This is a genomic window from Nitrobacter sp. JJSN (assembly GCF_051912485.1).
Classification (GTDB): Bacteria; Pseudomonadota; Alphaproteobacteria; order Rhizobiales; family Xanthobacteraceae; genus Nitrobacter.
Genome location: NZ_CP196822.1, coordinates 2,197,069 through 2,220,597, shown reverse-complemented (window position 1 = coordinate 2,220,597; position 23,529 = coordinate 2,197,069). Strand labels below are relative to the sequence as shown.

At 59.0% G+C, this 23,529-nt stretch carries 20 protein-coding genes, 1 tRNA gene and 4 pseudogenes; 11 read left to right on the top strand and 14 right to left on the bottom strand.

Annotated elements, in window-relative coordinates:
* Positions 1–31: 31 nt before the first annotated feature.
* From ACSZOQ_RS11030 to ACSZOQ_RS11015, 4 genes are all read left to right on the top strand, one after another.
* On the top strand, positions 32–1,048 hold the full coding sequence (locus ACSZOQ_RS11030) for a polyphosphate kinase 2 family protein (protein ID WP_439922578.1): 1,017 nt from the start codon (positions 32–34) through the stop codon (positions 1,046–1,048).
* 408 nt (positions 1,049–1,456) lie between these two features.
* A complete protein-coding gene (locus ACSZOQ_RS11025; RefSeq protein ID WP_439922577.1) occupies positions 1,457–3,019 on the top strand; it encodes a 2-isopropylmalate synthase in 1,563 nt (520 codons plus the stop codon).
* A gap of 201 nt (positions 3,020–3,220) precedes the next feature.
* Entirely contained in the window at positions 3,221–3,805 is a 585-nt protein-coding gene (locus ACSZOQ_RS11020; RefSeq protein WP_439922576.1) for a Spy/CpxP family protein refolding chaperone, read from the top strand.
* 170 nt (positions 3,806–3,975) lie between these two features.
* Positions 3,976–4,051, top strand: a tRNA-Lys gene (locus ACSZOQ_RS11015).
* 375 nt (positions 4,052–4,426) lie between these two features.
* Here ACSZOQ_RS11015 and ACSZOQ_RS11010 read toward each other — a convergent pair.
* Genes ACSZOQ_RS11010 through ACSZOQ_RS11000 form a run of 3 tightly spaced genes read right to left on the bottom strand, consistent with a single transcriptional unit; the run spans position 4,427 to position 6,815 of the window.
* Positions 4,427–6,022 (bottom strand): recombinase family protein, encoded by a 1,596-nt coding sequence (locus ACSZOQ_RS11010; RefSeq protein ID WP_439922575.1) that lies wholly within the window; start codon positions 6,020–6,022, stop codon positions 4,427–4,429.
* On the bottom strand, positions 6,019–6,489 hold the full coding sequence (locus tag ACSZOQ_RS11005; RefSeq protein ID WP_439922574.1) for a DUF2924 domain-containing protein: 471 nt from the start codon (positions 6,487–6,489) through the stop codon (positions 6,019–6,021). The genes ACSZOQ_RS11010 and ACSZOQ_RS11005 overlap by 4 nt, the downstream gene beginning before the upstream one ends.
* Positions 6,486–6,815 (bottom strand): DUF3489 domain-containing protein, encoded by a 330-nt coding sequence (locus tag ACSZOQ_RS11000; RefSeq protein WP_439922573.1) that lies wholly within the window; start codon positions 6,813–6,815, stop codon positions 6,486–6,488. The genes ACSZOQ_RS11005 and ACSZOQ_RS11000 overlap by 4 nt, the downstream gene beginning before the upstream one ends.
* A 375-nt stretch (positions 6,816–7,190) precedes the next feature.
* Here ACSZOQ_RS11000 and ACSZOQ_RS10995 point away from each other — a divergent pair.
* Positions 7,191–7,372 (top strand): annotated as a pseudogene (locus ACSZOQ_RS10995) (DUF932 domain-containing protein); the annotation flags it as partial.
* A gap of 249 nt (positions 7,373–7,621) precedes the next feature.
* Here ACSZOQ_RS10995 and ACSZOQ_RS10990 read toward each other — a convergent pair.
* Together ACSZOQ_RS10990 and ACSZOQ_RS10985 are read right to left on the bottom strand one after the other, a co-directional pair.
* Positions 7,622–7,846 carry a hypothetical protein gene (locus tag ACSZOQ_RS10990; protein ID WP_439922572.1) on the bottom strand — a complete coding sequence of 75 codons (225 nt, stop codon included), beginning with the start codon at positions 7,844–7,846 and terminating at the stop codon, positions 7,622–7,624.
* Between the two features lie 17 nt (positions 7,847–7,863).
* Positions 7,864–8,166: pseudogene (locus ACSZOQ_RS10985) on the bottom strand (MFS transporter); the annotation flags it as partial.
* Positions 8,167–8,243: 77 nt separating this feature from the next.
* Between ACSZOQ_RS10985 and ACSZOQ_RS10980 the strand changes: the two are divergent.
* Positions 8,244–9,404 carry an integrase core domain-containing protein gene (locus tag ACSZOQ_RS10980; protein ID WP_439922571.1) on the top strand — a complete coding sequence of 387 codons (1,161 nt, stop codon included), beginning with the start codon at positions 8,244–8,246 and terminating at the stop codon, positions 9,402–9,404.
* A gap of 91 nt (positions 9,405–9,495) precedes the next feature.
* Here the strand turns inward: ACSZOQ_RS10980 and ACSZOQ_RS10975 are convergent, their stop codons facing one another.
* From ACSZOQ_RS10975 to ACSZOQ_RS10960, 4 genes are all read right to left on the bottom strand, one after another.
* Positions 9,496–10,665: an acyl-CoA dehydrogenase family protein gene (locus ACSZOQ_RS10975; RefSeq protein ID WP_439926018.1), complete on the bottom strand. Its 1,170-nt coding sequence runs from the start codon at positions 10,663–10,665 to the stop codon at positions 9,496–9,498.
* Positions 10,666–10,751: 86 nt separating this feature from the next.
* A complete protein-coding gene (locus ACSZOQ_RS10970) occupies positions 10,752–12,788 on the bottom strand; it encodes a non-ribosomal peptide synthetase (RefSeq protein ID WP_439926017.1) in 2,037 nt (678 codons plus the stop codon).
* Between the two features lie 24 nt (positions 12,789–12,812).
* Positions 12,813–13,826, bottom strand: a complete 1,014-nt coding sequence (locus ACSZOQ_RS10965; protein ID WP_439922570.1) for a thioesterase domain-containing protein — start codon at positions 13,824–13,826, stop codon at positions 12,813–12,815.
* 62 nt (positions 13,827–13,888) lie between these two features.
* On the bottom strand, positions 13,889–14,500 hold the full coding sequence (locus ACSZOQ_RS10960) for a 4'-phosphopantetheinyl transferase family protein (protein WP_439922569.1): 612 nt from the start codon (positions 14,498–14,500) through the stop codon (positions 13,889–13,891).
* A gap of 860 nt (positions 14,501–15,360) precedes the next feature.
* Between ACSZOQ_RS10960 and ACSZOQ_RS10955 the strand changes: the two genes are divergently transcribed.
* Both ACSZOQ_RS10955 and ACSZOQ_RS10950 read left to right on the top strand, forming a co-directional pair.
* A complete protein-coding gene (locus ACSZOQ_RS10955; RefSeq protein ID WP_439922568.1) occupies positions 15,361–16,665 on the top strand; it encodes an NAD(P)-binding domain-containing protein in 1,305 nt (434 codons plus the stop codon).
* 12 nt (positions 16,666–16,677) lie between these two features.
* Positions 16,678–17,916 carry a carboxylate--amine ligase gene (locus ACSZOQ_RS10950; protein ID WP_439922567.1) on the top strand — a complete coding sequence of 413 codons (1,239 nt, stop codon included), beginning with the start codon at positions 16,678–16,680 and terminating at the stop codon, positions 17,914–17,916.
* Between the two features lie 271 nt (positions 17,917–18,187).
* On the opposite strand, the gene ACSZOQ_RS10945 is transcribed toward ACSZOQ_RS10950, so the two are convergent.
* The 3 genes from ACSZOQ_RS10945 to ACSZOQ_RS10935 form a co-directional block, all read right to left on the bottom strand.
* Complete coding sequence (locus tag ACSZOQ_RS10945; RefSeq protein ID WP_439922566.1) at positions 18,188–18,583, bottom strand: hypothetical protein; 396 nt, start codon at positions 18,581–18,583, stop codon at positions 18,188–18,190.
* Positions 18,580–18,909 (bottom strand): DUF3489 domain-containing protein, encoded by a 330-nt coding sequence (locus ACSZOQ_RS10940; protein ID WP_439922565.1) that lies wholly within the window; start codon positions 18,907–18,909, stop codon positions 18,580–18,582. Before ACSZOQ_RS10940 ends, ACSZOQ_RS10945 begins: the two co-directional genes overlap by 4 nt.
* Positions 18,910–19,075: 166 nt before the next feature.
* Positions 19,076–19,198, bottom strand: a complete 123-nt coding sequence (locus ACSZOQ_RS10935; RefSeq protein ID WP_439922564.1) for a hypothetical protein — start codon at positions 19,196–19,198, stop codon at positions 19,076–19,078.
* Between the two features lie 356 nt (positions 19,199–19,554).
* Here ACSZOQ_RS10935 and ACSZOQ_RS10930 point away from each other — a divergent pair, with 356 nt between their 5' ends.
* Together ACSZOQ_RS10930 and ACSZOQ_RS10925 are read left to right on the top strand one after the other, a co-directional pair.
* The gene (locus ACSZOQ_RS10930) at positions 19,555–19,749 is read left to right on the top strand and encodes a hypothetical protein (protein WP_439922563.1); all 195 of its coding nucleotides are present in this window, start codon (positions 19,555–19,557) and stop codon (positions 19,747–19,749) included.
* Positions 19,750–20,196: 447 nt separating this feature from the next.
* Positions 20,197–20,514 carry a hypothetical protein gene (locus tag ACSZOQ_RS10925; protein ID WP_439922562.1) on the top strand — a complete coding sequence of 106 codons (318 nt, stop codon included), beginning with the start codon at positions 20,197–20,199 and terminating at the stop codon, positions 20,512–20,514.
* A 130-nt stretch (positions 20,515–20,644) separates the two neighbouring features.
* On the opposite strand, the gene ACSZOQ_RS10920 is transcribed toward ACSZOQ_RS10925, so the two are convergent.
* Positions 20,645–22,168: a glycosyltransferase family 39 protein gene (locus tag ACSZOQ_RS10920; RefSeq protein WP_439922561.1), complete on the bottom strand. Its 1,524-nt coding sequence runs from the start codon at positions 22,166–22,168 to the stop codon at positions 20,645–20,647.
* Between the two features lie 144 nt (positions 22,169–22,312).
* Positions 22,313–22,570 (bottom strand): annotated as a pseudogene (locus ACSZOQ_RS10915) (transposase); the annotation flags it as partial.
* Between the two features lie 285 nt (positions 22,571–22,855).
* On the opposite strand from ACSZOQ_RS10915, the pseudogene ACSZOQ_RS10910 reads away from it, so the two are divergent.
* Positions 22,856–23,499: pseudogene (locus ACSZOQ_RS10910) on the top strand (NAD(P)/FAD-dependent oxidoreductase); the annotation flags it as partial.
* Between the last annotated feature and the right edge of the window lie 30 nt (positions 23,500–23,529).

The window sequence follows — 23,529 nt, the reverse complement described above, 5'->3', positions numbered from 1 at the left end:
CTTGATGTCGCCGGAAACCGGAGTGCGCTTCATGGGCAAGAAAAATCAGCAGGATGCCGTTGATTCCAAGGTTTTCGTGGACCCCTTTCGTGTCGATGGCATGAAGGCGTTTCATCTTGCCTCATGCAAGACCGCGGAGCGCGGCGGCATCGACAAGGACGGCGGGCAGGAAATCATCAAAGCCAACCGCGACCGCCTCAGCGATTTGCAGGAAAAACTCTATGCGCAGGATCGCTGGTCGCTGCTTTTGATCTTCCAGGGCATGGACGCCGCCGGCAAGGACAGCGCCATCGAGAGCGTGTTCGATGGCGTCAACCCGCAGGGCTGCGATGTGCATTCCTTCAAGCAGCCCTCAACGGAAGAACTCGATCACGACTTCATGTGGCGCGCGGCGCGGCGGCTTCCTGAACGCGGGCGCATCGGCATCTTCAACCGGTCGTATTACGAGGAAGTTCTGGTGGTGCGCGTGCATCCCGAAATTCTGGCGAAGCAGAAGATTCCGCCAAGGCTCGTGACAAAGACCATCTGGCGCGAACGTTTCGAGGATATTTCGGCTTTCGAAAAATATCTCGCCCATAATGGCACGGTGGTGCTGAAATTCTTCCTCAACGTCTCGAAAGAGGAACAGCGCCAGCGCTTTCTCGAACGCCTGGAGGAGCCGGCGAAGAACTGGAAGTTCTCGATGGGCGATGTTGCCGAGCGGAAGCTCTGGGACATGTATCAGGCGGCGTATCAGGACATGATCCGACATACCGCCTCGCTCCATGCGCCGTGGCATGTGGTGCCGGCCGACCACAAGTGGTTTGCGCGCGTCGTGATCGGGTCGACCATCGTCAGCACGCTGGACAAGCTGGACCTGCATTTCCCGAAGGTCGACAAGAGCGAACTGAGCGAGTTCAACAAGGTTCGGAAGGCACTGGAGAGCGAAGGCAGGAGTGCGGCGGGGTCGAAGAAGGTTGCGGTGAAGAACTCCGCAACAGGGAAGTCCGAGGCTGTTTCAGCATCGTCCCCATCCCGGAGACCGAGAGGACCGCAGCCGCGGAAATAAGCGAAGGTGTTTTGGACGGCGTGCGGCGCTGGTTCCTATGGGAGAATGGCAGCCTCGCTGACCATCTTTTGGCATTGCGATATCGGGGCATTCTCGTTTAGAACCTCTACCTGAAGGGCGCAGGCAACGAACCGTCAACGGTTTGGGCCGAGAATTGCCCCGCTAAAGGGTCCGGTAATGCTGATTCGCAGCGAAATGACTGGAGTTCACGGGAAGACGGCGGTTGCCGCTGGTTCCGAAGCGATTCCGGCTGCGTTCATGCCCACCCTGCTGAATGGCGGGCTTCTGCTTCTTATCGGCCCCTGAGCGCCGGCTGGGCAGTTGTTGCCTGGGCACTCAGGGGGACGCAGGAACACCAGACCCCTTCGAGCGCCTGCATTGGCGCATTGACCCAGAGGACCTTTTCCCATGACTACCGCGAACAAGTCCGACAAGGACCGCGTCGTTATTTTTGACACGACCCTGCGCGACGGCGAGCAATGCCCCGGCGCTACCATGACTTTCGAGGAGAAGCTCGAGGTTGCAGAGATGCTCGACAACATGGGTGTCGACATCATCGAAGCCGGCTTCCCGATCGCTTCGGTCGGCGATTTCGAGGCGGTCGCGCAGATTGCAAAGAACGCCAAGAATGCGGTGATCGCAGGTCTAGCCCGCGCCATTCCCGGTGATATCGCCCGTGCCGGCGAAGCCGTGCGCCACGCAAGGCGAGGCCGTATCCACACCTTCGTCTCCACTTCGCCGATCCATCTGGCGCATCAGATGCGCAAGAGCGAGGCCGAGGTGCTGGAGATCATCACCGCGACGGTGACGCAGGCGCGCAACCTGGTCGAGGACGTCGAATGGTCGGCAATGGACGCGACCCGCACCCCGATCGACTATCTGTGCAAATGCGTGGAGACCGCGATCGCGGCCGGTGCCACCACCATCAACCTGCCGGACACCGTCGGCTATGCGGTGCCGGACGAGTACCGGCGGATGTTCAAAACCATTCGCGAGCGGGTGCCGAACGCCGACAAGGCAATCTTCTCGGTGCACTGCCATGACGATCTGGGTCTCGCCGTCGCCAACTCGCTGGCCGGCGTCGAGGGTGGCGCGCGCCAGGTGGAATCCACGATCAACGGTATCGGCGAGCGGGCGGGCAACGCCGCGCTGGAAGAAGTCGTGATGGCGATCAAGACCCGCGGCGATGTCATGCCGTACTGGTGCAACGTCGAGAGCACGATGCTGACCAGCGCCTCCAAGCTGGTGTCGGCGGCGACCTCGTTCCCGGTGCAATACAACAAGGCGATCGTCGGCCGGAACGCGTTCGCGCATGAGAGCGGCATTCATCAGGACGGCATGCTGAAGAACGCGCAGACCTACGAGATCATGACGCCGGAGAGCGTCGGCGTGAAGCAGACCTCGCTGGTGATGGGCAAGCATTCCGGCCGCCATGCCTTCCAGCATAAGCTGGAGGAACTCGGCTACAAGCTGGCCGAGAACCAGTTGCAGGATGCGTTCGTGCGCTTCAAGGCGCTGGCCGATCGCAAGAAGGACATCTACGACGAGGACATCGTTGCGCTGGTCGACGAGGAAATGGCTGCCTCGCACGATCGCATCAAGCTGTCGTCGTTGACGGTGATCGCAGGCACCCATGGTCCGCAGCGTGCGACCATGAAGCTCACGGTCGACGGCCAGACCCGGATCGAGGAAGCCGAGGGCAACGGTCCGGTGGATGCGGTGTTCAATTGTATCAAAAGGCTGGTGCCGCATGAGGCCAAGCTCGAACTCTATCAGGTTCATGCGGTGACCCAGGGCACGGACGCGCAGGCGGAAGTGTCGGTGCGTCTCAGCCAGGATGGTCGCGCGATGACATCGAAGGCCGCCGATCCGGATACGCTGGTCGCCTCCGCCAAGGCCTATCTCGGCGCGCTCAACAAGATCGTGATGAAGCATCAGCGCGACCTGCCTTCGGCCGCCGCCGCGAGCTGATTCTTTACGTTGCAAAAATGACAAAACAAATCGGACGGCGCCGCGAGGCGCCGTTTGCATTTGCGATATTGGTCCCGTGTTGAAGGTTCCGTTGGTTGCGGCAGATTACATCTTCGTAAGAGAGGCCACCGTTGCGAAGATGTAATTTGCCTGGCGTGCCGTGCGCATCCATCTTCATCGGACCTTGCAAAGGAGGGTTCCATGAAGAAGGCCATTCTCGCCGGTGTCGCAGCGCTTGCCATTGCCGGTTCGACCGCGGTGTATGCCCATCAGCATCACTCATGGTTCCACGAGCACACGCAGTTCAGTCCACAGGACAGGACGGCCTTTGCCGATGCGCGGATCGCTGCGGTCCACGCTGGCCTCAAGCTGACGCCGGATCAGGAGAAACTGTGGCCGCCAGTGGAGCAGGCGGTTCGTGATTTCGCCAAGCTGCGGATCGACCGTGCCAACGCCCGGATGCAGTCAACGAAGGACGACGCGCGCGAACAGCAGGCGCCTGTCGATCCGGTGGCCCGCCTACGCACGCGCGCCGATCGCATGGCCGAGACCGCGGCGGCTTTGAAGAAGATCGCCGATGCCGCCGACCCGCTTTACAAGACCCTCGACGACGGCCAAAAGCGGCGGCTGACGGTGCTCACCCGCATGGGTCACGGGTTCGGCGGGATGGGATTGCGCCATCACCGCTTTGACCGCGGGGGCGATCGGTTCGATCACAATGATCGGGACGGTGACCGGGGCGGCTCTGGCAGCCGCCATGACGAGGAGAAGCCTGGACGGCTCTGATAACCCCGGAGGGAATATCGCCACGATACGAGGAGCTGCCGGATTCGGCGGCTTTTTCGCGTTTTGCAAAAGTTGCTGCGAAAGCGGGAAAGCGCCGCTGCTTTGCTGGACATCGCGGGTTCGCTTTGCTACACGGACCCCCGTCCCGCAAGGGATTTCCGGACAGTTCCGGGCGCATAGCTCAGTTGGTAGAGCAGCTGACTCTTAATCAGCGGGTCCCAGGTTCGAGCCCTGGTGCGCCCACCATCCAGTCTCCGCAAACCAGACATCGTGGACCGTCGCGCAAATGCCCCGCTTTTCGCGGGATTTCTAGGCCTGTTTTTGCGGGGCTGAGTCTCTGCCGGCTTTTGGTGTTTGATTTCTGTGGTTGGGGTCGCCTGTCTCTGGGGACGAAATTCCCGTTCCTGACCGGACAGTCAGTGAGGGTATTTAAGCAATTCAAGAACGGCTGGAGCGGCGTCCAGTTCGGTAGCAAAAATCTCTTTCGTGGTTCGGGCCAGCAATCAGCCTGACGAATCCAGATCTATCTCGCCCCATAGTAGAATCCCTCCGCAGATGCAGGATCACCTCTCAGATCATGTGTAAAGCACGCGCAGCTGGGTCGTAGAGCGCGGCCGCTCGTCAGATCGGATCGAGCGCGAGCGCCTCAAACTGGCGATCCCATTCGAGCGGGAGTTCGCGCAGTTGCTTGAGACCGATGCCGCGTGGCAGCTGACCTTCAACAGCGGCCTTGACGAGCGATGGCGAGAGGAAGACCATCGACAGCGTCATGTTGACGTGACGCAGGCTGCAACGCTCGCGTTTTGCGATGGCTTGTGCGTCTGTCGTTGAGTCCGTGATGAGTTCATCAAGCCAACGCCGGCCGCGGGCAATCGCGGCAACGAGCGTGGCCCGGCGCTCCAGCTTCATCGGGCGTAGCGGGAGCCTGGCGGAGGTCGGGCGCAGGATGGACCGCGCGCGTTTGGACGGTGGCTTGGTCCAGGGGATGACGACGGTGGAGTCGTCTTCTTCGATGGGATTGTCGGGATCCTGCTTCAGCTGCACGACGAGACGGGTTTTCTGGACGTCGATGCGCTCGATGACCGAGCGGGCGAATGCATTGTCGGTCGGACCAGAGGCTTTCAGCTGACCATGCCTAGGCTCCAGAACAACTTTGCGGACCCGATCATCGACCTCCGGGGCGGGCACGCGTGAGACCGAGCCCACATCGGCTGTGGCGGCGTTCCCAAACAGAAGCGGACGGGACACGTAGTAGCTGTAACGCCGTCCCTTCTTCTGGGCCTGGGTCGGCGACATGCGATGGCCGGCGTCGTCAAAGATCAGGCCAGTGAGAAGGTGCGTGAACGGGACCCGAGTTCTAGTCTGATGGCTCCGCTGGTCCGAGAGCATCTGCTGGACGCGGTCGAAGAGGTCGCGATCCAGGATCGGGGGCTGTTCGCCCGGATAGATCTGCCCCTTGTAGTTGACCTCGCCAATGTAGAAGCGGTTGCGCAGCAGGTAGAATAAAGCTCCACAGCCGAATGGAACACCGCCCCGGACCGCTCCGGTCTTGAAAAGTCGTTGCTTGCTGACGATGTTGCGTTCCCTGAGATCCCGCATCAGGGCGCGGACGCTGCCAAGTTCGAGGTAACGGGTGAAGATCTGGCGGACCCGCTCGGCTTCCTCTTCGACGACGGCCACCTTGCCCTTCTTCATGGCGTAGCCGAGGGGGAGAGGGCCACCGACCCAGATGCCTTTTTTCTTGGAGGCTGCGACCTTGTCCCGGATGCGTTCCGACGTGACCTCCCGTTCGAACTGGGCAAAGGACAGCAGGACATTCAGCGTCAGTCGCCCCATGGAGGTCGTGGTATTGAACTGCTGGGTGACCGAGACAAACGACACCCCATGGGCATCGAACAGCTCCACCAGTTTGGCAAAATCGGCGAGCGAGCGGGTCAGGCGGTCGACCTTGTAGACGACGATGACGTTGATCTTGCGGGCTCGGATATCCTCCAGCAGGCTCTGAAGGGCCGGCCGGTCGGTCGATCCGCCTGAGAAGCCGCCATCGTCATAGCGGGTTTTGACCTGCACCCAGCCGGCATGAGCCTGGCTTTTGATGTAGGCGCTGGAGGCCTCATATTGGGCATCCAGCGAGTTGAACTCCTGGTCGAGGCCGTTGTCGGTCGAGACCCGGGTATAGATCGCGCATCGGACCACCGCCGTATCCCGGGCCCTCATGGCCCAACCTCTCCAATGACCGCGCTATCCCGCAGGCCAAAGAAGCGGGGCCCATTCCAGCGGGTGCCGGTGATGGCGAAGGCGATGGCCGAAAGGCTGTCGTACCGTGTCCCGTCCCATAGGAAGCCATTGTCCACAGCGATGGCTCGATGGGTGATGCCATTCCATTCCCGGATCAGGATGGTGCCGGCCTTGAACTCTAGCTGGCCGCGGTCGAAGGCGATGAGCTTGGCCATGACGGACTCGCGTGTCTCCTTCTCGACGATACGATCGAGGAACTGGCGAATGGCCGGATTGAGGTCGCCCGACTGATCTGCCTGCCTCCGATAGCTTACGATCGCTGTCTGCAGATGCTTCGGAAGATGCGCCAGCGCGGACCGGTTGGACCTGAGACCACGCGACTGCGGTCGTCGACCACCGAGATCGCGACTACGCGCCAGCCCGCCCTTCGATGCTCGGACCATCATCGGGCTTGCTTCGCTGCAATGATGCGGTAGGTGCGCTGATCGGCTTCAACGGCCGAGACCAAATCGAGCCCGAGTTTCTTGCGGACCACACCAGCCAAAAATCCGCGCACGGAATGTTGCTGCCAGCCCGACGCCTCCGTGAGTGCAGCAATGGTCGCACCCGCTGGCCGCCTCAGAAGATCAAGCAGCTTTGTTTGCTTGTTCGTTCTTTCCAGGGCTGGTGGCCGCGCGGAGTAACGCGCTGTTTTTGCCGCCTTCAATGCACGAGCAGCTTTTGCCCGGCCAGCGCGCTTCGACGGCTTACAATTGCGGGATGACTTCTGCATTAAACCCTCCGAATGACGCGACATCAGTGTCGCACCACCCGAGGCCCCGTCAGCTATGTTGCGCTGCGGGGCCCTGTCCCAGGGTTTGTCTTAAGGCACAGCAATGCTCGCTTTGTCTACGAATACCAGTCCTTTCTGCAATTGATCTCGCCGAAGCGAATGTCAGGTAATGGGCCAGCGCACCTTCGAGCCCTTTTTTTAAACCGTGCCGGAGTTCGAAGCCCTCTCGCTCCGCCACTCAACTTCATTCCGTACTTTTTGGGCGCGATGCGCGCCAAAAATCGGGTTGTTCCTAGGATTTTCGCAGGGGGAGAATCCAGCTCGACGGTCCAGATTGCTCTTGATGGGGGCAGGAGTTCGAATCTCTTCGGGCGCCCGATCGAGGCGGGCCGCCTGTCGGACGGATCGCCGGATTTGTATTTCCGGGGGTTTATTGCTGGAATAGCGAAGTTGGGAGCAAGATCCTCGGCGTTGCAAGTTTCTATCTCCGCGCCGTCTGCATGAACCGCAATCTTTGGGGTGTGGAGAATTTCGAGGAGATCACTATTCGGCATTCCTGACTCCAGCCGATGTCTACTTCGGCAGGGCCGAGACGATCCTTGCAGAACGCAGACGCATCAAACTTGTCACCATCGCAAACCGTCGCTTGCAGCACCGACTGCAGGCCGCTTAAACTCTAACCCCTGATGAGCCAGAGCCTCCCTTCTCGAAACGCCTGATCAGTCTCAAATTACCTGACGACGAACAGCTGACAGTGTCGCAACCCGCGGCAGTAGTCTGCCGCAACGGGTTGCAAGTGTTTTCGATCAGTACGGGTAAGGCGACCACGGGTCTGTTACGACGACGTCGGTCGCAGGATACCAGTAGCACTCAAAATCCACGCCGGTATCAAAGCAATAGGCATAGTAGGACGTATCCATCTGCGCGAGTTGCAGCGCGCCGTTGGCGGCGACCTGCAACTTGTCCCCATTGAGGCCAGCCATCTTCTTGCTGGATTTGAACTTCTTAACCGGCAGGTTGCCCGCGCTCATTCCGGTGACCTTGTCGTTGCTGCTGCTACCGACAGGTTCAGGGCAAGCAAACCGCGCAGGCGCGGCGTCGCCAGATAGATGCGGATACCGCGGGTGGCCTTACTATAGAAGGACTGGCCGACCTCCGTTGCCGTCGTAGGAGAGGGCAGTTGCACTGAGACGACCAACAATGCCGAGCAGAGGAAACCGATGACGGTGCTTGAGAACAAGGTATTGAACGAGATCACCGTCAACAGCGCGGTTGCCAGCCCTGGGCTGAACAGGTTCTCGAGGTTGTAGGCAAGGCGGGACAACGACAGGGCGCGGGTGTAATCACTCTCATGCTCCCATCGCGAGCAAGCTTTGGCGAGGACAGTCAAGTGAAGCCCGCCTAGTTGGCGATTTCGGGTGACAAAGAATGTTAGTTGGCGCGCCAAAAGAAACCAAAGACAATGAATTTCGGGTCGGCTTGACGCCCGCCACAGTTGCCGAGCTCACCCATCGCGGCCACACGGTTATTATTGAGAAATCCGCCGGCGTCGGGTCGGGCCTGACGGACGATGAATATGCCAATGCCGGGGCTGAAATTGTCGATACACCGCAGGAAATATTTGCTCGCGCTGAAATGGTCGTCAAGGTGAAGGAACCGCAGGCTGCCGAGCGCACGATGTTGCGACGCGGCCAAATCAATGTGTTGCGGCGAACCCGTCCCAAAAGACCTCCCTTCATCTCGATTGACAGACTGATATTGATGTATGATGCACTGGCAATCGTCCGACCGGACACCGTGATCCGCTGGCATCGTGCCGGTTTCAGATCGTATGGGCGCTGGAAATCGAGGCTTCGCTGCGGTCGACCGGCTGTGTCGTTGGAAATTCGCCGGCTGATCCGCGAGATGAGCATCGCCAATCCGTTGTGGGGAGCGCCGAGAATCCATGGTGAGCTTCTCAAGCTTGGCATCGATATCGGCCAGACCAGTGTGGCCAAGTATATGGCGCGGAGGAGGGCCCCTCCGTCGCAGGGGTGGAAGACGTTCCTTCGTAACCACGCTGACGGTATCGCCGCGATGGACCTTTTCGTGGTGCCGACAATTTTCTTTCGTCCTGTCTATGGAGTGCTGATTATGGGCCATGGCCGCCGGCAGATCCTATGGTTTGGGGTCGCCGCGCATCCGACGGCCGAATGGATCGCCAACCAACTGACGGAGGCGTGTGGCTGGGAGCAAATCCCTCGTTACCTGATCCGGGACCGCGATGGTGCATACGGCGAAATATTCATGCGCCGGGTTCGGTCCATCGGCATTCGAGATCGCCCGACGTCGCCGCGCTCACCGTGGCAAAATGCATATGCCGAACGGCTTATCGGTTCGATCCGCAGGGAATGCATTGATCATGTCGTGGTATTCGGCGAACGCCATCTGCGCCACGTGCTGCTGTCGTACATGGGCTATTACAACGGCACGCGCACCCATTTGTCATTAAACAAGGACGCGCCGATGTCACGCGCCGCCGAGACAGCCGGACGCATTCTCTGTCGTCCGATCCTGGGCGGACTGCACCATCAATATACCCGGATTTGATTTGCGATAAGGACAGGCGTCCACCCCCTCAAATAGAGGGGGCTTCACGAAAGGATTTCTGGTTCATCGTGTCCTCAACGCCGCATTAAGCTCACGACATCGACGCGACCACCTCCAGCATCACCTCCGTTGCGCCGCCGGCGATAGAGAGGATGCGGGCGTCACGCGCTATCCGCTCGATCGGGCTCTCGCGCATGACACCCATAGCGCCGTGGAACTGCACACACGCATACACGACCTCGTTGACGAGTTCGCCGCAAATGGCCTTCAACATCGATATCTCGCGCAGGCAATCTTCGTCCGCCGCCATGCGCCAAGCGGTGGCATAGAGAAACTCGCGGCTTGCCTCCACCTTCGCGGAGAGCATCGCGAGACGTTGACGGATCGCCTGCATGTCCCACAGGACGCCTCCGAATGCACGGCGAGCTTTCACGTAAGTGAGGGTCATATCGATCGCCACCTCGGCTGTCCCTATTGCCATGGCGGCGAGGACAAGGCGCTCGTTCTGGAAGTTGCGCATGATGGAGTAGAAGCCCTGCCCCTCCGCGCCGAGCACGTTCTCGGCGGGAATACGGCAGCCATCGAAGACAAGCTCTGCCGTATCCGAGGAGCGCCAACCCTGCTTTTCCAGTTCACGGGCGACGGTAAAGCCTGGCGTGCCCTTCTCGACGAGGAACATCGTGATCCCGTTGCTTCCTGCCGAGGCATCAGTCTTGGCTGCAACGCAGTAGAGATCCGCATGGACGCCGTTCGTGATGTAGAGCTTCGTGCCGTCGAGGACGTAAGAGTCGCCATCTCGGAGCGCGCGCGTGCGGATGGCCTTGACGTCCGAGCCCGCATCCGGCTCCGTGATCGCAACCGCGGTGATCACTTCGCCGCTGATAATTCCCGGCATCCAGCGGGCCCGCTGGACTTTGGTCCCCTCGTGAAAGACATACGCAGAAGCCATGTCGGCATGGACCAGCATCGCATCGGCGACGCCGCCATAGGTCGAGCGCCCGAGCTCCTCGGCGAAGACCGTTGATGCGACCGCGTCCATCTCGGCACCACCATACTCCGCCGGGTAGCGGATGCCGAAGAAGCCGAGTTCGCCCATGCGGCGCAGTATCGGACGGGGAACGAATCCCTCCTCTTCCCAGCGATCCGCACACGGTTTGATCTCCTCCTCGACGAACCGGCGGACCTGGTCCCGTAAGAGCTCATACTCCGCCGCCACCCAAGGCAGCCCCGATCCTCGCGCCGGTACCCAGGCTTTGTCCATCATCTTCGTTCGCTCTGCTATGAGTCCAACGCAAAAGCTTTCGTCCGGATTGGTGCCCCAAGGCCAATCGGAGCCATTCCAGTAAGCTAGAGTTCGATTTCCTCTCTCGGGCCCTCTGAGCGTGAAGCGGATCTGGAATCGGCAGCCCAGCGCATTCCGTCGATCACTTCCGCCAGTTCGGCTAGTGTAGGGCGCTCGAAGAGGTTGCGAAGTTGCACGTCGACGCCGAAGGTCTTTCGCATGCGCGACACCGCCCTCATCACCAGGAGCGACTCTCCCCCCAAGTCAAAAAAGTTGTCGTGACGTCCGATCGACCCGATCTTCAAAAGATCGCACCACAGCGCGGCCAGCGTCTTCTCGGTCTCCGTCGAGGGGGCGCCGAAGTCCTGTGCAGGCTGGATGTTTTCCGCCGTCGGCTGGGGAAGTGAGGAGCGGTCAATCTTGCCATTGGACGTGAGCGGCATCCGTTCGAGGCGAACATAGTGGGTCGGAATCATGGACTCCAAGAGTTCTTCGGCGAGATGAGCACGCAGGTCTGCCACGGCCAGAGGTTCCGACGATACATAGTAGGCCACGAGTCGCGCGATGCCGTCTTCGGCCGCTGGCGATTCGACATACCCGATTTGGGCCATTTCTTGTGTCGCTGGTTTCGTCACCGAGGTGGTGATGGCGACGACAGCGCATTCGGGTACGTGCGGGTGCTTGAGAAGCCGCGCTTCGATCTCGCCCAGTTCGACACGTGCGCCACCGATCTTCACCTGATGATCGGCGCGGCCGAGGAATTCCAAGCGCCCTTCCGAGTTCCAGCGGGCGAGGTCACCCGTCTTATACAGCCGTAGCTTCGAAAACCCATCTCGGGGATCGGTGGCCGTGCGGAACCGCTCGTCGGTCAGATCAGGGCGATTGAAATAGCCTTTCGCGAGACCATCGCCGGCAATGAACATCTCACCGATGATGCCGGGACCGGTCGGCTGATATGCTTTGCTGAGGACATAGACTCCTGCATTGGCGGCGGGAACGCCGATCGGCACCGATGCGGATTGATCCCGGTCGATGTCGAAACGGTGGATCATGCAGCCCACCGTGGCTTCGGTTGGTCCGTACTCGTTGTAGATCTCAATAGGGTGGGGGATAGTTTTCACGATATCACGAGCCAACTCGGTCTTGAAGTCCTCGCCGCCCACGATGAACTTGCGCAATCTTGTGCTTTCAAGATTGCGGTCGCGGATCATCGCGAGATGCGCCGGCGTCAGCTTTATGACATCGACGGCATTGTCGTCGATGACCTTCAGCACGACGAAGCTTTGCATTCCGGGATCACCAAGATAGACCACGATGCAGCCGCCGGTGATGAGTGGCGTGAAGAGCGTTGTAACGGTTAGGTCGAAAGCGAAGGATGAGAAAAGAGGCCACGCGAGACGTTCACCGGAACTGTACACTCGAGCGGCCCACCAGATGTAGTTCACAAGGCTCCGGTGCTCGATCTCGACGCCTTTGGGAGTACCGGTCGAGCCGGATGTGAAGATGATATAGGCGGTGCCGTCCGGCGTAGCAGCGGACGGTCGGGCCGAGTCCGGTTGATTCAAAATCGAACCGAAATCGGCGTCGAGCACGAAAATGTCGGCAAGGTTCGGGGAAATGACGGATTGCAGGCGTGCCTGAGTGATCGCCACCGGCACCCGTCCGTCGATCCCGTTGGAAATGTCCTTCAGGATTATTGCGATACGCCCCTCTGGCGTTGCCGCATCCACCGGCACATAGGCTGCGCCGGACTTCATGACGCCTAAGATCGCAACGACAGCTTCAATGGAGTGCTCCATGAACACAACAACAATCCGTCCCGGCCCTACGCCGGTCGAGTTCAAGTGCGCGGCCATCTGGTTTGAGCGTTCGTCGAGCTGCCGGTACGTTAGCGTTGCATCGCCGAAGCGGATCGCTTCAGCGTCAGGACTACGCATCCCCTGGTCGCGGAAGAGATCGATGATCGTCCTGTCCGATGGGTAGCGCGCTGCCGTGGCGTTGTACTCGACAATCAGCGCCTGATGATCGGCAACTTTCAGCAGAGAAAGCGTCGCGCCCTCCGCCGTGATAGGTAGGACCTCATTCATCAGATACGCTCCCATCGGCAATCAAAAAATCAAATCACATTAATTGTTCCGCTTGCGTGTTGCCCGGCGATAAAGCTCTGCGATGGCAGGTGCGTCAGGCTCCTCCAGCATGGAGGATTCGTTGCAGTGCTCAGGCCCGAAATAAAATTCGGCATGGGGCACCACTTCAAGCCATCGGCGTGGCGCTGCACCCGATCGCAGCCAGGCCTTGTTAGGAAGGAATATACATACTCGACCCGAGTACGGAGTGAGAATGTACCGCCGAAAAGCAGTGATCGCCGTGGATTTGAGTCGAGCCCTGCTCGCCAGCACCGGATCTGTGATAACAGGCTCCTCGCTTTTGCGAACGAGGGCCGTGAGGGCGCGGAAGCATTTGCTGAGGCGACTGCCGACATATCGGAGACGGGCGCTGAATGTCGGGAGCTTCGCCATCTCTCGCCAGATCGCTTCGGCACTACCCCTGGCAGTGAAATACAGCAGACGCGGCAATTCCGCATGGGTGGCGGGGTGAAGAGGGCCAAAGAGCGCAAGACATGGGACCTCTGCTCCGCGTTGTCTCAGGATTTTCGCCAGTTCGAAAGCTGTTGGAGCGCCGGAGCAGTAGCCGGCAATGATGTACGGACCGGTCGGCTGATATTCGACGATCTGGCGGGCGAAGTACTCGGCGATATCTTCGACGCGGTCCATCGGCTCGCTCTGCCCATCCAAGCCAGACGGTTGGAGTGCGTAGAACGGCTGATCGCTGCCCAGGCGCTTGGACAAGTCCGAGAATGTGAAGGGTGCGCCGACATGTCCGGGTACGGCGTAAATGGGCGGGCGTGTTCCGCGAGGCTGCAGGGGAATGATTGCGGGCTGTTGTCGGGCCACGGCCGTGGCCATGTTCAGAAAAGCGACGATCTCGCCCTTCCGATCCCGCAACTGGTCGCGAATCTCCGCCGTCAGTGCGCCAGCGGGCGCATTGCACCGCAGCTGGTCGCCTTCTACCCAGACCTTGATGTCCCTGACCGCGAGAGCTGCGAGAAGCTCCGAAAACTGCATCAAGTGCACTGACATGGGACTGGCCCGTGTTCTCGACTGAATGTTGACATCGCTGGACTCCAATTCCGGACGACCATTCATTTCCTGACAACCACGCTCCCGATATACCCGGGTTTGGGTACGAACCTTTGGACAGCCCAATCCTTTTCATCCCAGGAAATGGGGTGTCCTAAGCCGCACCCCAGGGCCTTAGAGATAGCCTCCAGCCGGGTCCAGCGCCGGAGGAAGCCTTCCAACCGGTCTTCCGAATCAAGAGCGGTGTAGGATCCGTACTCGGAGTCGGAAAGGCAGAGCGCTGCGATCTCGTCCGCTTCCGGCACAGGGAGAACGGCCTCGATGTCCACCCCGACCTCTTGTCTGGTCGAGAGGGCGATGACCGCCACATCTCCAGATCGTGAGACGCTGAAGCGCAAATCGCAGGCTGGAATGCGGTGCGAGAGGTGGGGTTTGCCTAGCCGTCCATATTCAAGTTCGACGTCGGACGGCGAGATTCCAAGTTTGGAAGCGAGGACCCGGCGCAGCTGCCCACGGGTAGCAACAAAGCGGCGGCGGTCCCGCTCCAGTCTCAGCCTCTCGGCGCGTCTACGTTCCTCCTCGTTGAGGCAAGCGCCTATTCCGCGAATGACGGCCTGCTCCACATCGAGCATGAATGCCAGTACCTCCAAATCATCGTTCTCGAGAACAGGCATTATGATCCCGGCTCTCATCTCGACTCTTTTATCCAAAAGGCTTGGAGGGGGCGATGCTGGCTCGACAAGAGGCTGATTCATGTCCGCATAAAAGTTCCGGCTCGTGCCCAATGCGCCACGGTGATCGTCCTCGCCCGCGCCAGAAGATTGGACAAAGTCGAACTCAGGGCAACAGCCAGAAGTCATACGTGGATTCCAATCGCTGGAGCGCTCATCCGCACAAGTGTATTCAAACAATCACGCATGCGTGAAAGCAAGGGGCGTCCGTGGATATTTAGAGGTAAGAGATAATTGAACTGCCTGCGAACGAGCTCTCTGAGGGAAAGCAGACTACGGTCACTTCTCCCTCGACCTCGACATATCCACTATGATCGAATCTAACGACCGATGCTGCCCGGCAATAATGGCCCGCCTAGAGCGGCGCATAGCGGTAGAAGTCGGTTTGCCTTCTGTGGCAACGGACCCACCAATAGCCGCCGCATTGGCGCACCAGTTACGCACGAGTTGGGCCGTCGCGCAGTTTTGCTCCCTTACCTCAATCGCTATTTGAATATCTTTACGGCACGCTCCTGCTATCGGCCGCAGATAAATTTTGGCCTTCTGGACCCTTCAAAAATCGGGTTGAGTTTGAAAGACGCGCTAGATAACCGTGACACGTCGCCGGTACCAAAAAGGGTTGCCCACAAAGGATGGTTGTGCCTTTGGTCCCGAGGGACCACGCTTGGGAAGCAAAAAAGCTCGCTTGTCGGTCCCTTATCGCTCCAAGCAGAATGTCTTATTCGGGAAGCAGTTTCCTCACGCGAGTTGAGCTCCGGCAGGCGAGGACCAACGGGAGGTGCGCCTTGTCTACACTACGCGATGTGACGGTCGTCGGTGCTGGCCCCTATGGATTGTCGGTTGCAGCACACTTGCGCGGAATGGGGCTTGATTGTCGGATCATCGGCAGCCCGATGGAGAGTTGGAAAAGCAAGATGCCGAAAGGCATGCTGCTCAAATCAGCCGGCTTCGCATCAAACCTTTCCGATCCTGAACAGGCCTATACGCTTAGACAATTCTGCGCCGAAAATGGCAGTCCTTATGAGGATTTGGATGTTCCAATTCCGCTAGAAACATTCTCCGCTTACGGGGTGGCGTTCCAGAAGCGCTTCTTGCCGGACGTAGAAAACGAGGAGCTCGTTTCCTTGAGCCGGGTTCCGGAAGGATTTGAACTTCGTATGAAGAGCGGACAATCCTTCAGGACGCGCAAGGTGGTGATCGCAACGGGGTTGAACTATTTCCGCTATATCCCGGATCTGCTCTCCCATCTGCCGAGCGATAAGCTGTCGCATGCCGCCGACGTTCACGATCTTCAGAGATTCCGGGCACAGCGCGTCGCGGTCATCGGAAGCGGGGCATCCGCGATAGATATAGCGGTGCTCTTGAACGAAGCACTGGGACACGTTCAGCTTATCTCGCGCAAGCCGACCCTGATCTTCAGCGGGCGGTGGGGAGGCTCGGGCGCGCACCCGTTGCTGCGTCCTCTGGTGTATCCGGTATCTGGAATCGGCCCGGGCTGGAAACATCGACTGTTCGCGGACTTGCCGTGGATGTTTCGCTATTTCCCGGATTCCTATCGACTCCGGATGGCAGAAACATTCCCTTCACCGTCGGGAGGGGAGCCAATGAAGGGTCGGGCTGCATCTGCTCCTACACATCTCGGATGCTCATTGCAGGAGGCAAAAGTCTCCAAGCATGGTGTGCAACTACGATTGGTCTCGATGGATGGCAATACTCAACTCGTGGAGGCAGATCATGTCATCGCGGCGACCGGATATAGGGTCGACGTGCATCGCCTTCCATTCCTAAGTCCTGCGCTCGTCGAGCGGCTGTATCTGATTGGGAAAACTCCGCGGCTGTCCGTAAACTTCGAATCGTCCGTTCCGGGACTGTATTTCGTCGGGCACGCATCGACAACGACGTTTGGACCGGTCATGCGTTTCGTGTTTGGCGCCGACTTCACCTCTCACAGGATATCAAGGCATCTGGCTAGTGTGCGGCTTGACGGGTCGCGACCATCTCCTCGTACGGGTGAGGGCCAGCATCGTCCCATGGCCGGCATCGCCCGCGCAGGAGTGCCAATGGACACGCACCTCGAAGGTACCAAGCGGAGTGAGTCGTTTCGCTAGAATTGGAGCGCTATGGCTATCCAGGCGAATGATCCATGGCAAGGCGCTCCAGGAGTCGATGGCGCACCAACAGCTATAGTCTTGGGGGGAGGAATAAACGGCTTGTCCGTGGTACGCAGCCTCGCTTACGCGGGACTTCAAACGGTGGTCGTGGTCGATGCAAAGTACGACATGGCAGCGGCATCTCGATATGCGCGACGGTTTACCGTTTCGACCTTTGAGGGTGAAGAGTTTGTGGAAGAGCTGCGTCGGTTGCGAGAAGGAATGCCGCATGGAGGTGTCATCATATTCGCCGATGACCGTCCGCTTTTGACCGTGTCGCGCTACCGCGACCGCGTAGCTCCCTGGTTCGGCTTCCAACTTCCACCCCACGAACTGCTGCTCGACCTCACTATGAAGGAGCCATTTTTTCGGCTAGCCCAGCAGGGTGGCTTTCCGGTGCCAAGGACGCTTTTGCTGCAAAACCGGGGTGACTTGAATAACCTGCGTAGTCTTCGACCTCCATTGTGCGTGAAGCCAAACAACCGTTCCCCCGCATATGACGGCACCTTCAAGAAGGCTTATCGCGTCGAGACCCAAGCCGACGCTCGGTCGCTCTGCGAGCGAGTGCTGGAGAAGGTGGGCGAAGTGATTGTTCAGGAGTGGATCGAGGGCTCAAATGACTCCATCTACTTTTGCCTATGCTACATAGGGCACGGTGCTTCGGTCGCCTTTACGGGCCGCAAAGGCCGCTCCTGGCCGCCCCAGATCGGCTTGACCGCGAGTTGCTGGGCGGCGCCGGAAGTCGCCGAGGAGTTGGAGGAGCTGACAATCCGCTTCTTCCGATCGATCGGTTTGACGAGCGGATTCGCCAGCATGGAATACAAACGCGACCAGCGTGACGGTGGCTTTCGGTTCGTCGAGCCAACCGTTGGTAGGGTCGATGGGCAGGAGGAGATCTCCGCGCTCTGCGGCGTCAATCTTTGTCATGTCGGCTATTGCGACGCCGCCGGGCGGCCCCGCCCGCCGTTGAGACTCGATCCCACCCATGTCTGGCGCGATGAATTCAGGGACTTTATTTCGGCACGCATTCTCGGTACCCGCTGTTTCTATCCACCCAATCATCGCATTCACAACGCCTACTGGCGCTGGGCCGATCCAGGTCCCGCGCTGCTGGTGATAGCAAAAGGCGCGAAACCGGCACTGTGCCGGGTGATCGGGCACCTCCTTAATCCCAAAGAGGGCAGGACAAGCTGGACAACACCATCGTAAACGGCCGTGGCCGGAGCTCAGTAAACCTCTCCTTAGTCATCAGTGCCCACGCAATGCGGGCAGTCTTGTTCGCTAATGCCACGATCACCAGCATCGCTGGGTTGCGGGCAAGCATCCTTGCAAGCCAGGAGCCGGCAGGCTCACGCTACTGCGTGTAAACCGGCGCTGAACAAAGCCCCTTGAAGCTGCAGCGGTAACTCCTTGTGAGAAGTGTTCGTCGTCAGGTAATTTGAGACTGATCAGGCGTTTCGAGAAGGGAGGCTCTGGCTCATCAGGGGTTAGAGTTTAAGCGGCCTGCAGTCGGTGCTGCAAGCGACGGTTTGCGATGGTGACAAGTTTGATGCGTCTGCGTTCTGGCGCCGTTCCACTCCCGGGACAGGATGGTGCCGGCCTTGAACTCCACCTGGCCCCGGTCGAAGGCGATGAGTTTGGCCATGACGGACTCGCGTGTCTCCTTCTCGACGATACGATCGAGGAACTGGCGAATGGCCGGATCGAGGTCGCCCGACTGATCTGCCTGCCTCCGATAGCTTACGATCGCTGTCTGCAGATGCTTCGGAAGATGCGCCAGCGCGGACCGGTTGGACCTGAGACCACGCGACTGCGGTCGTCGACCACCGAGATCGCGACTACGCGCCAGCCCGCCCTTCGATGCTCGGACCATCATCGGGCTTGCTTCGCTGCAATGATGCGGTAGGTGCGCTGATCGGCTTCAATCGTCGACACCAACTCGAGCCCAAGCTTCTTGCGCACCACTCCGGCTAAAAATCCGCGCACCGAATGCTGCTGCCAGCCCGACGCCTCCGTGAGTGCAGCAATGGTCGCACCCGCTGGCCGCCTCAGAAGATCAAGCAGTTTTGTTTGCTTGTTCGCTCTTTCCAGGGCTGGTGGCCGCGCGGAGTAACGCGCTGTTTTTGCCGCCTTCAATGCACGAGCAGATTTTGCCCGGCCAGCGCGCTTCGACGGCTTACAATTGCGGGATGACTTCTGCATTAAACCCTCCGAATGACGCGACCTCAGTGTCGCACCACCCGAGGCCCCGTCAGCGATGTTGCGCTGCGGGCCCCTGTCCCAGGGTTTGTCTCAAGCCACAGCAATGCTCGCTTTGCCCGCGAATGCCAGTCCTTTCTGCAATGGATCTCGTCGAAGCAAATGTCATTTAATGGGTCAGCGCACCTTCGTTCACGGCGAAGGATCTGGAGATGGCTCGTACGAGCGGCACTTCCAGCAGCCGCAACGGTACCGATGGCAACACGTCCAGCAAGTGCGAATGAGAATTCATTTCGTACTCAAGTGAATGCTTAGAACGAGATACATCCTTGGCAAGTCACATAACACGGTAATCGCACCAACGATCGCTGTAAGGATGGCGCCACCACCGATAAGACCGGCAATCGTATTACCGAGCGTGCCAAGATCGAAAGCTGACGATGCGTTGCCAGCAGCATTCCCACCCAGTGCGCCCGCGATCAAATTAAATTAGAATCTGCTCCATGGTTCGCCCCTTGGCCCCGAGATGTCGACAACGTAGCAGACAGGGTATCTCTCGTTGATAAATTGTAAATCCAACTGGACCGGATGCGAACCTCAGCGCACCGAGTTGCCGTTTCGTCGCCGATTGCGTATGACGCATGTGCAATGAAAAAGCCGATTTCTATCAGCAACGGTCATAGAAAATGGACGGCGACAGAAGTCAAAAAGCTTCGAGGTTTAATCAAACTGCGGGTATCACCATCTCGAATAGCGCGGATGCTCGGGCGAACCCGCAAAGATATTCAATTAAAGGCTGACGCGCTCGGCATCAGCATAGATGTGCGTGAAGATCATCCCTAGGGATGGTTCGTTCCGGCTAAACATCCTGCGCCCGAAACATCCATCGCGCTCAATTAGCCTGTAATTTACCAAGTCCGGACAAGATGTTCATGACCCTCTGGTGGTCGTAGTATTTTCGTAAGAGCCGTCACCGCTTCGTTCCGGCGACGGTGTATTGATAGCGGTGATCTCAACATGCCATTTGCTGCCGCCAAACGATGGCGACAGCAAAAGAGAACCATCGCCGCAGCTTTGCCCGTAGATAGACTTCCGCGAATTTCTGTCTCCCGGATAGTTGAGAGCGTCAACCTTGCTGAAAGTCTGACATCGAATAGGAGCGCGAGCACAAACCTCCCTTTGCGGACACTTGTTAGCTAAGTGTTGTGCCGCTCTGGGCCATGCTCCCAGCATTCGCGTACGTCGCATCCTGACTGGATCACCGCTCAACAGGATTGATGTCGCCTTTGCATGGTGCAGGGAGACTCGCTGTACGCGGAGTACGTCGGTTTCGACTATGCCGTTGCACTCGATCTCCATCTTTATCACTACATCGTTCGGGACATGATCAACTGGGGGATCTGCCAAGGCTACAAATGGTTTCGCAGCAGTGGTCTCAATTATGATCCGAAGCTGCACATGAGACATCGACTTGATCCGATTGATCTCTATGTGCGCCACACGTCAACCGTTGCAAATGTTATACTCAAAGTAGCACTGCCCTGGATGGTGCCGGTGCGTTACGACGCGACACTCAAGCTATTTCCAGACTATGAGACCCTTTGGTGATGAGCGCCGCTGCCGAAGCGGCGCATGAAGCCGATGCAATCCGGGCTGATCCTTGATTGGCTTGATTTTGCCGGCGCCTCGAAAATCGCTGCCTGCTATCGGGTCAACGCGTTGGCGGTGACGCTCTAGACTAGAATCTGTACCGAATGGGCGCGACCGCGATTAGATACTTCTGCGGCGGCGACTTATAGCCGAGGAATGTTTTGGCAAGTGTGACGTCCGATACACTGCCGGAACTCCCGGCAAGTGAATCGGCCGCGGCTCGACAGGAGGCGTCGCCCTCGATGCAGACCATGGCGCGCGCAGCGATCGAGAGCTTAACGTCTCTATCATTCGGCGGGCTGCCCATAGGCCACGCCGCGGGCAGATAATAAAACAATCCCTGGACGACACCTTCGCTGCCGCCGATCAGCACAGCCGGTGAATTGGCAAGGTGCGCAATTTCCGCCGCGATCTGGCGGTAGTGCGCGTTATGTGCGATCCGTCGCGAGTTGAGATGTGCATGCGCGACCAACGGAGAAGCGACGACGGCCAACAGTGATACCACAAGCGCGGTTATACAGGCGCGAGCCGCGGCGACTGCCGGCACGCTGAGCCGCGGCGAGCCGAACAGCACCACCGGCAATAGTGCCCAGTTTGGGAACGCCCACACCGGCGTCAGACGGTGGGGCCACGCGAGATTGACCAAAGCCGGCAATATCAGTGGGACAACGAGCAGGAGCAGCGCCTGACGGCGTCCAGGATCGGCCGGCCAGATCGTGTCCCGCCAAGCTGCGCGATCCGGTTTCAGCACTGCGAAAAACGTGAGAGGCATCACGACATAGCTGATGACGCCACCGAGATAGAATGCGGAGGTCTTCAGCGCCGAGCCGAACGATGCAGAGACCATCACGCTCGTCGTCATGTAACTTTCTGCGGGGTGATTGTGTTCGGTGAGCAACCAGTGGATGTGCGGCGCAAGTACGACCAGCGCGGCGGCGGCCATCAGGAATGGCGCACCAGATCGCCAGAAACGCTTGAGATCATCGCCCGCAAATGACGCAACCGCGATGCCTGCGATCAGATAGACGCCCCAGTATTTTCCAAGAAACGTCAGGCCAGCGAACACACCCGCAAGAACCGCGTCGGTCCACCGGACATTGCGGCGCGCACGGAGATAGAACAGCACGGTTGCTGCCCAGAACGGCATCATCACCGTGTTGGCGTTGAAGCGCGACGCCAGAAACGTATAGAATGGAACGAGGATCAGTGCCGTCATCCCGACAAGCGCCCGCTCCTTATCAAGGTGATCGCGCAGGATCATCCAGGTTATCGCCAGTGTCGCGGCGAGATTGGCGACAGCCAGGAGATATGCCGCCCAGTCGGTGCGCGGAAACACCGCTAACCAGGCACGGAAAATCCATGCCATCATCGGCGGATGCTTATAACCGAGCGAAAATGTTCGCGCCCACACCGACGCCTCGCTAACGTCAAAGTGGATATCCACGGTGGCGTGCGAAACTGAGAAATACAGCAACCACAGCACGGCATAGGCCGTCAGCGTGACACCCAACAACCGGGCGCCGCTACTCTGCCGTACGAAATCGGCGCTCGCCTGCATCAGGCGGCCGTTCCAGATCGCGGCGAACGGGCCGCCTGTGGCTATCGTCGCCAACATTAACCCCTGTGAGCCATGAGCGATCAGCCCAGAACCGGAATGATTGGAGAAAATCCGAGAAGAGAGATTGTCGTCGGAAGGTAGAGTCTAAGCGGTCCGCAGCCAGTAGGCGACGACCTTGCTTCATCAGCGCGAACTGGGAAGCTTTTTTGACAGATTGTCCTGCAGCACCGCATTGTCCAGGCTGAGAACTACCAGAAGCTCCTTCAGCCGCGCATTTTCCTCAAACAGCTGCGCGAACTCCCGGACCTGGTCCGATCCCAATCCAGCGTATTGCGTCTTCCACAAGTAAAAGGTCTGCTCTGATATCCCTACCTTGCTGATTAAATCCGCCACCGGCAGGCCCAGCTCCGCTTGCTTCAAAACCTCGACAATCCTCTCACACAGTTTCCGTTTCATTGGCTGATCTTCGCCGTCAGCAAATCCGCTGAAAAGCCGACATCAAAATCTGGACAATTGTTTTTTTATCCCGTCGGCACTACCCGCCGAGCCCATGTTCATGATTTATCAGGCGTGACTTACGCTAAGATTACAAAGATTGGGGTGCCGTGGATCATTCCCCTTCAGGAAACTCAGGCTGCGGGGCAGATTCCTGCAACGACGGCCATCCGGACAGGCGTCCTGCCGCCAGGCCGCTGATCGCCATCCCCTGGACACCGCGGCCAGAATTCGGTTTCCGGACCGATGGAGCGTCAGTTGGACGCCACGGCCGGCTATCTGCTGCAGAAGGAGATGGAGGGCCGCGGAATCAAAATCCATTGTAAGGCGCACTATCGCGATCCTCGGCCACGAGCGCGCCGAAGCCGTACTGCTCGATGACGGCACGGTTCTTCCTGCCGATATCGTGGTGATGGCGGTCGGCTTCTGCCCGGAGGTGCGGCTCGCAACCGATGGAGGCATCTATGTCGAGCGCGGCATCGTCGTGGACGACCAGATGCTGACCTCTGATATGAACATCGTCGCCATCGGCGAATGCTGTGAGCACAGGAACGTCTGCTACGGCCTCGTCGCGCCGCTCTGCGACATGGCCAAGGTCGCGGCGAAGACTCTGACAGGAGTTGAACGACATTTCGTGCCGTCGAAATGGCAACCCAGTTGAAGGTGACCGGCGTGAGCCTTTACTCGGCAGGCGACTTCGCCGATGTGCCTGATCGAGAAGAGATCGTGCTGCGGGAGGCAGGCTCGGGCGTCTACAAGAGGCTCGTGCTGAAGGAAAACCCGCATTCTGGGAGCGGTCCTTTACGGGGAGACCGCAGACGGTACCGTGCGACACATTGATCTTCGGCCAGGCTTATCAGGGGAGCGGGCCGCTCGACCGTATGGCAAGCCCCAGTTGCGTATTATTCTTATTCTAGAAT